General features: G+C 31.5%; 2 protein-coding genes. Both read left to right on the plus strand.

All coding sequences use genetic code 11. From position 1 onward, the window contains the following. Positions 1–326 precede the first annotated feature (326 nt). Positions 327–1,544: a tyrosine-type recombinase/integrase gene (locus ACHZC3_RS10455; protein WP_394759807.1), complete on the plus strand. Its 1,218-nt coding sequence runs from the start codon at positions 327–329 to the stop codon at positions 1,542–1,544. Between the two features lie 260 nt (positions 1,545–1,804). Beyond that, positions 1,805–2,710: a hypothetical protein gene (locus ACHZC3_RS10460; protein WP_394759808.1), complete on the plus strand. Its 906-nt coding sequence runs from the start codon at positions 1,805–1,807 to the stop codon at positions 2,708–2,710. Positions 2,711–2,999 lie beyond the last annotated feature (289 nt).

A 2,999-nucleotide genomic window follows, 5' to 3' on the forward strand; every position in this document is an offset into this window, starting at 1 on the left:
GTTAGCCAAATGTATCGATTAAAAAACCAACTTCCAAGTACAAAACCAACTTTAATAAAGCCTAAAACCCCAATTGCGCCAAACCGCTGTTAGTTCTATTATAATATTACACGTTTCAATTTGCGCTTAAAGCACTGTTTTTATTGACTTTATAAAATATTGCAATTCAAACGAGAGCAAAAAAAAGCAACATAATGTTTGCTTTGTTATACCAAATGTTGTACTTTCGTTTTGCGATGCACTCAAATGAAACGCTTTTATTTTCAAGGCTTTCACTCATTTGCTTCGTTATGTAAAAATAGTAAAACATTTTAATATTACAAAGTATGGCATCAATTAAGTTAATTCTGAGAATGCACCAGCAAGACCAAGCGGGTCATTGCCCTTTATATATAAGAGTTATAAAAGACAGAAAAGCCAAATTTATTTCTGTTGGAGTGAAATTGAAAGAAAGCGAATGGGACGAAGCAAAACAGCGGGTAAAAAAGAACCACCCCAATAGCGCAAGAATGAACGCTTCCATTGCTCAAAAAATTGCAGATGCGGAAGCGCAGGTTGCCGATTTAGAAAGAAAGGTAAAAACAGTTTCAGCCAATAAATTAAAAGATGCTATTAAAGGAAAGCAAGTCCCTAACTTTTTTGAATACTCTCGCAAGCATTGTGAAAAAATAAAAGGGAGTGTTTCCATTAGCACCTATAAAAACTATCTGTTGTATCTTGATAAATTTGAAAAGTGGGTAGGGACAAAAGATGTTTTCTTTGACGATATTACGGTTTCTCTATTACTGGATTTTATGGCTTATATGTCAAATACTTTAAAGAATGGAGCAACAACCCAAAGATATTCCATTATGATTTTGGCGATTATGTTCAAACAAGCCATTAAGGAGGATATTATTCCCGAATATATGTATCCTTTCAGCAAATTGACATTAAAAAAAGACCCTGCCGAGAGATTGTTTTTGAAGAAAGACCAAATCGAGGCTCTAATTAATTATAAGACAGAAGAAGGCTCATTAAATTGTATTTATAGAGATATGTTCGTTTTTTCCATTTATGCAGGAGGTTTGCGTTTTAGTGATGTGTTGGAATTTCAAAACAAACACTTCAATGAAGAAGAACAGCGAATTAAAAAAGTGATTCGTAAAACAGGTAGATGGCATCAGTTTAAAATCGGTAAAGTAGCTTTGGATATTATTAAAAAATACCAAAAACCAAATCCACAGCCAGACGATTGTGTTTTTCCAATTATAACCAACAGAGAGTTGTTTTTAAAGAATGACGAATATCGATTTGATATAACCCAACAAAAAAACAAATCCGCTAATTTTCAAATTCAAAGAATTGCAAAAGCTTTAGAATTACCTGTTCACGTTTCTTTTCACTTGAGTCGACATAGTTTTGCTACCAATGCTTTAAATAATGGCATGAGAATTGAGCACGTTTCAAAGTTGATGGATCATAGAGATATTAGAACCACTCAAATATATGCTAAAATTTTGGGTGAAGAATTAGACAAAGCAGTTGATGATTTTATTTATTAAAAAAATACGAATACTAAAACAATATAAATCACGTTCTTAAAAAATAAGCAGTAATCGAGTTAAAATAATGCTAAATATTTAATAAAAAATTATGAAATCCTTTTGAAAAAGGATTTTTTTTCTGTTTACTTTAGTACCCAAAGAAAGAAGTTCTTTTAAAGAAATATTCCATAAAAAAAGAAAACAAGGTGCGGGAATACATTTAAAATTGCCATTTCAAAGAATATGCAAAATATACAATAATTGTAGCATAAAATTCTATGATAGAAAACATTCAAACAGCCTCGTTTGTCGAAATGGTAGTCGTGCATTCCGCACAAATTCACAATCTTAATTTTGATATTGTCCATGACAAAAAACCAACTAAACAGGATTATTGCGTGGCATTAATAAGTAAGTTTTTTGAACTTCCGCAATCCGATTTCCCCGCCTTTCTAAATTATCAAACCAATTTGGTCGAAGAACCTACTATTTGGCTGAATAATTTTGAAGATTTAATTTCTAATAATGAAGATTTGTTTACTGAAAAACGAGTTTTATGTCGTTACAATAAACTATTCCATTTAATAGAATCCAAACGGAAAGAATTGCAATTATCTGGCGTAAAAGAAACCAAATCAATCATAGCCAAAAGATACATCAATGCAGAGAGTGAGGACAGGTATTTTTCGTTCTACGAAATCAAAAAGCAGATAGATATTTTAGACGATGATAATGAAAAAATACTATTGCTAACCAAAGAAAAACACGAATACCGACAATCCAATATTGAGTTTATCAATCAAAAATTACCGCTATTTGATAAACAATGCAGTAAAGAGATAGAGCAGATTTATGAAATGCAAAGTATCAAAAGTAACATTGATAAGTTCAAGCCACTAGCGACCATCAACCCCAATGTGTTTACTAAATTGCAATTCAATTGCAATGTTAATCAGTTTGTTGATATATTTTACCAATTATCACAGGAGATATTTATCGAGGGCAAGCCAATGGTTGAAGGGAATATTAACGATATAACGGCAATGATAGTCAATACCTTTGTAGATAAAGAGGGCAAAGAAATGAGTTCCCAAAGCGTTAAAACTATCCTTAAACCCTCCAGAGAAGACAAACGACCCAACACCAATAAAAGAATAGATATAAGCAAATTATTAAAATTTTAAAACAGTCCCCAATTCGCTCGGGGACTGTTTTGCTTTTTGACACTTTTATAGCTTGTGAAAAAGTTGTAAACCCTAGTAAAATATCATTTTTTGTAAATTAAAAAAGTCCCCAGAATCTAAAAAGACTTCTTGGGGACTTTTTTTTATGCTCTTTTTTTAGGTAAAAAACGACAAAAAAAGGCTAAAAAAGCACCATTTCGATGTCAATTCTTACCCATTTGTATGACTAGTCCTAAATAATCGATACAGATTATTAGACAAAAATAGATAAATTAAACAGCACCAAAAA

Source organism: Flavobacterium sp., from assembly GCF_043720215.1.
GTDB lineage: Bacteria > Bacteroidota > Bacteroidia > Flavobacteriales > Flavobacteriaceae > Flavobacterium.